Annotated in this window: 3 protein-coding genes; all 3 read right to left on the bottom strand. The window is 69.0% G+C overall.

What is annotated here, in order from left to right; translation table 11 throughout:
• A partial coding sequence (locus AC3WR5_RS33250; RefSeq protein WP_492490071.1) for an efflux RND transporter permease subunit occupies window positions 1-3032 on the bottom strand: 3032 nt, incomplete at its 3' end.
• Complete coding sequence (locus tag AC3WR5_RS33245; RefSeq protein ID WP_492490070.1) at window positions 3029-4174, bottom strand: efflux RND transporter periplasmic adaptor subunit; 1146 nt, start codon at window positions 4172-4174, stop codon at window positions 3029-3031. The genes AC3WR5_RS33250 and AC3WR5_RS33245, both read right to left, overlap by 4 nt.
• Window positions 4171-5388: efflux transporter outer membrane subunit (locus tag AC3WR5_RS33240; RefSeq protein WP_492490069.1), on the bottom strand; the 1218-nt coding region annotated here is incomplete at its 5' end. The genes AC3WR5_RS33240 and AC3WR5_RS33245, both read right to left, overlap by 4 nt.

The raw sequence follows: 5388 nt of genomic DNA, 5'->3' as shown, positions 1-5388 counted from the left end.
TACAGCGCCGGCACGAAGACCAGGGTCAGCGCCGTGGCCGTCACGAGGCCGCCCATGATCGCGATGGCCATCGGCCCCCAGAACACGCTGTGCGTGAGCGGGATCATCGCCAGCACCGCCGCTGCGGCCGTCAGCACCACCGGACGCGAGCGCCGCACCGTGGCCTCGACGATGGCGGCCCAGGGCGCGATGCCGCGTGCGATGTCCTGGTCGATCTGGTCGACCAGGATGATCGAGTTGCGCATGATCATGCCGCTGAGCGCGATCACCCCGAGCAGCGCGACGAAGCCGAACGGCGCGTTGAACAGCAGGAGTGCCGGCACCACGCCCACCAGCGCCAGCGGTGCCGTCATGAACACCATGAACAGCCGCGAGAAGCTCTGCAGCTGGATCATCAGCAGGGTCAGCATCACCGCGAACATCGCCGGGAACACCGCGAACAACGCCACGTTGGCCTTGTCGCTCTCCTCGATCGCGCCGCCTTCCTCGATGCGGTAGCCCGCCGGCAGGCTGTCGATGATCGGCTTGAGCGACGGCCGGATCTTCGCGGTGGCGTCCGGGCCCTGCACGCCATCGATGACGTCGCTGCGCACCGTGAGCGCCATGTCGCGGTTGCGCCGCCACAGCACCGGCTCCTCGAAGCTCGGCTCGATGCGGGCCAGCTGGGACAGCGGCACGGCGACGCCGTCGCGCGTGGCGACCTGCAGGTCACCGAGCTGGCCGATGCGCTTGCGCTCCTCGGGCGAGGCGCGCACGACCACGTCGATGAGCTCTTCGCCGCGGCGGATCTGCGTCACCGGCGCACCGTCGAGGGTGGTCTGCACCAGGCTCTGGACATCGGCGCTGGACAGGCCGAGCAGCCGCGCCTTGTCCTGGTCGACATGGACCTGCACCGAACGCACCTGCTCATTCCAGTCGAGTTGCGTGTCGCGCACCAGGGGGCTCTTGCGCACTGCATCACGCACCTGGTAGGCGATCTCGCGAACTTGCGCCTTGTCGGGACCGATGACGCGGAACTGCACTGGAAAGCCCACCGGCGGGCCGAACTCCAGGCGCGTGACGCGCGCATTGATGTCCGGGAAGGCCTCGTCCTTGGCGAACAACTCCATCAGGCGGGCGCGCACGCGCTCGCGCTGCTCGATGCCAGCGGTCTTGATGACGAACTGGGCGAAGCCGGGGTTCGGCAATTCCGGCTGGATCGACAGGTAAAAGCGCGGCGTGCCGGCGCCGGTGTAGGCGGTGAAGAACTCGATGTCCGGGTCCTTCGCCAAGCGTGCTTCGAGGCGTTTCACCTGGGTGGACGTCGCAGCGAACGACGCGCCTTCGCGCAGGCGGAAGTCCACCAGCAGTTCAGGCCGCGATGCAGTGGGGAAGAACTGCTGCTGCACCAGCAACATGCCGGCACCAGCGATGGCGAAGACCAGCACCGTGATGGCGAGCACCCAGGCCCGGCGATGCACCGCCCAGTCGACGATGCCGCGCAGCCGGCGGTAGACGGGCCGGTCGTAGGGGTCGTGGTGTTTGCCGTGTTGGTGCTGAGTCGCCAGGTTCTTAGGCAACAGCAACACGCCCAGGTAAGGCGTGAAGATCACGGCCACCAGCCAGGACAGGATCAGCGCCGTTCCGACGACCCAGAAGATGCCGCCCGCATACTGGCCGGCAATCGACTTGGCGAAGCCCACCGGCATGAAGCCCGCGGCCGTGACCAGCGTGCCGGTCAGCATCGGAAACGCGGTGGACGTGTAGGCATAGGTGGCCGCGCGCATGCGATCCCAGCCTTCCTCCAGCTTCACCACCATCATCTCGACGGCGATGATGGCGTCGTCGACCAGCAGGCCCAGCGCGATGATCAAGGCGCCGAGCGAAATGCGGTCGAGGTTCCAGCCGGCGGCGTACATCACACCCGCCACCAGCGCGAGCACCAGCGGCACCGACGCGGTGACCACGATGCCGGTGCGCCAGCCCAGGAACAGGAAAGACACGGCCAGCACGATGGCCAGCGCCTCCAGGAACGAGCGCTCGAACTCCCAGACCGACTCTTCGACCACCCGCGGCTGGTCGGCATACTGCTGGATCTCGACCCCGGCCGGGATCTCCTGCCGGATCTGGGCCAGCCGCTGCTCCAGCGCCTTGCCGAAGTCCAGCACGTTGCCGTTCTGCTGCATGGTCACGCCGATGGCCAGCACCGGCACGCCGTTGTGACGGATGCTGAAGCTGGGCGGGTCCTCATAGCCGGCGTGCACGGTGGCGATGTCGGCCAGTCGCAGCAGCTGACCGCCGACTTCCAGCGTCACCTTGGCAACGTCCGCCGCGCTCTTCAGCTCGCCGTCCACGCGCACCTGCACACGGTCGTGCGTGGCGTCGGCCGAACCGGCGGGCGTCACCAGGTTCTGGCGCGCCAGCGCGTCGAACACCGCCGTCGGCGCGATGCCGAGCGCGGCCAGGCGCCGGGTCGACAACTCCACATACACCCGCTCGGCCTGCTTGCCCAGCACGTCCACCTTGGCGGCACCGGGCACGCTCTGGAGGCGGCGCTTGACGTCCTCGGTGAGCGTCAGCAGTTCGGCCATCGACAGGTCGGGTGCGCTCAATGCATACAGCACGCTGTAGCGGTCGTTGTACTCGTCGTTGAAGAACGGCCCACGCACGCCCTCGGGGAACTCCTGGCGCACGTCACCGATCTTCTTGCGCGCCTGGTACCAGGCGTTTTTAAGCTCTTCCTTGCTGCTGCCGCCCTTCATCCACAGCGTGATGCCGCCGTAGCCCTGGCGCGCGAAGCTGCGCACGTAGTCGAACTGGTCCAGCTCCTGCAGCTTGCGCTCAATGCGGTTGAGCACCTGGTCCTGCACATCCTGCGCGGTGGCGCCCGGCCACACGACGATGGCCGTCATCTGCGGCACGTCGAAGTTCGGGTCCTCCAGGCGCCCGAGGCGGCTGAACGACAGGCCGCCGACGATGAGCGTCGCGACGATCAGGAACAGCACCATGGCCCGATGCGTGACGGCCCATTCGGAAAGATTGAAGCGTTTCATGAACTGCTCTTGGCAACAGTGGCCGTGGCGGAGACGGGGGTGCGCTCAATGGCGCGCACGGCGGCGCCCGCGTCGAGCTTCTGAGCGCCCACGCTGACGACCTTGCTGCCCGTGGCCAGTCCCGTGACCTGAACCGTGGCGTCGTCGATGGCCACCACCTTGACCGGTGTGAACACCAGGCCAGAACCCTTGGCGTTCACGGTCCACACGCCGGCCGAGCCGCTGCCCTTGACCAAGGCACTGACTGGCAGCGCCATGGTCGCGGGGCCCGCCTGCGGTGCCGACAGCGTCAACTGCATCGTGCTGCCCAGTGGCAGCGCAACCACGGCTTCGCGCGATTCGGGCGCGGCCGAATAGCGCGCGCGGTAGGTCCGGCCCTGCACACTGGCCTGCGGCGAGAGCTCACGCAGCACCAGACGGACCGGCGTTGTCGCGTCACTCCAGGGTGCTGCCGTGGCGACCAGGCTTCGCGCCCGGCCGACCCAATCCTCGGGCAGTTCGGCGACGATCTCGCGTTCGCCGTCGCGGGCCAGTGACAGCACGGGCTGGCCTTCTGCGACCACCTGGCCGCGCTCGAAGCGCAGGGTCGTGACGACGCCCGCGTAGGGCGCCACCAGCGTGGCGTAGGCCTCGCGATTGCGAGCCAGCTCGAGCTGGCGATTCGCTTGGTCCAGGCGCGCTGCAGCGGCGTCGGCGCGTGCCTTCTGGCGCTCGTGGTCGGCGGCGCCGACCGATCCGTCAGACAGCAGCCGGTGCAAGCGCGCCTCGTCGGAAGCGGCCTGCTGCGCCTCCACGGACGCGGCCTGCACCTGGTCGGCTGCCGCCTTCACGGCCAGCTGGTAGTCGGCCGGGTCCAGCCGGGCCAGCACCTGGCCTGCCTTGACGCTGTCGCCGACTTCCACCATCCGCTCGACCACCTTGCCTGCCGTCCGAAAGCCGAAGTCCGTCTCCACCCGGGCACGGATCACCGACGTGAAGCTGCGACTCTGTGTGGCGTTGGCCGGTGTCACGGTCGTCACGAAGACCGGCTTCACGATGGCGGCCGGCGCGGGCGGCTTGCTGCAGGCCGTCAGCAGCAGGCAGGCAGCCGCGAGGCCCGAAAGCGAAACGGCGGGAAAAATCCTGTTCAATGCGTCGTTCATTGGGGCGTCCTTGCGGCAAGAGAAGTCATGTCGGCACCGGCTTGGGTCATGGGAAGCCCACCACCGAGCGCCTTGTAGAGCTGCACGTCGGCCAGCGCCTGCTGCAGGCGGCTGTCCGACAAGTTCAATTCGCTGGCCAGCACGGAGCGCTGCACGTCCAGCAAGACCAGCAGGTCGATCTGCCCCTCGCGCTGCAGCGACTCGGCGCGTTGCAGCGAACGGCGGCGATGCTCGACTGTGAGCGCGAGGGCCGCGTTTCGCTCGGACTCCTGCGAGCGCATGAGCAGGCTGTCCTCGACTTCCTGGACCGCCACCAACACTGCCTTCTGCCAGGCCAGCAAGGCCTCATCGGCGCGCGCGGACTGCACGCGAATCCCGGCATCGATGCGGCCGGCATTGAAGATCGGCATGGCAAAGGCCAGTGCGACGTTGGAGAAGTGAACCGGCGCGAGGTCCAGCGCGTTCAAGCGCAGGTCTTGGCGACCCACCAACGCATTCAGGAACAGTTTGGGCCACCACTGGGCGCGGGCTTCAGCGGTACGCAAGGCCTCGGCACCGACGCGCGCCTCGGCGGCGACGAGGTCGGGGCGGCGCCTCAAGAGCTCGCTGGGCTGGCCTGCCGAGATGGCGGGCGCGGCCGGCCACGCGAAGCCGTTGTCGGCGTCGACAACCCTGGTCGACGGGTCGCGGCCGAGCAGCACGGCCAGCTTGGTCTGGGTGGTCCCGACCAGCATCCGCAGCGCCGGCACCTGGGCAGCCAGTGTGTCCGCTTCGGCACGTGCGCGGTCCAGGTCGAAGGCGCTTGCCTGGCCTTCGCGCTGACGGCTTTCGACGCGCGCGGCGGTCTGACGCTGCGCATCGGCCAGGGCCTGCACGATGCGCAACTGTTCCTGGGCGCTGCGCAGCACGAAGTACTGGCGGGCCACCTCGCTGGCCACGAGCAGGCGGGCTCCGACCAGGCCGGCCGCGGCGGCTTGCGCATCGGCCTGCGCCGCGTCACGCGCAGCCCGTACGCCGCCGGCCAGGTCGATCTCCCAGGCCACTTCGATTCCGGCGCGCAGCGCGCGCGTGTCGGGCTGGCCTTGCTTGACCGCTTCCGGCAGGCCGCTCTCGCTGCGCGATGCCGATGCCTGCACGCCCACCGTCGGCCACAGGCGGGAGGCCTGGGCATCCGCGCCCCCGCGGGCCTGGGCGACCCGCTGGAGTGCCATGGC

Source organism: Ideonella sp. FW305-24 (assembly GCF_058788035.1).
Note: the sequence above shows the minus strand (reverse complement) of the source record. Positions and strands in the feature narration are given on the sequence as shown.

Bases quoted from the DNA above. Each gene is read 5' to 3' on its own strand.
- AC3WR5_RS33245 (WP_492490070.1), bottom strand. From the start codon at position 4,174: ATGAACGACGCATTGAACAGGATTTTTCCCGCCGTTTCGCTTTCGGGC.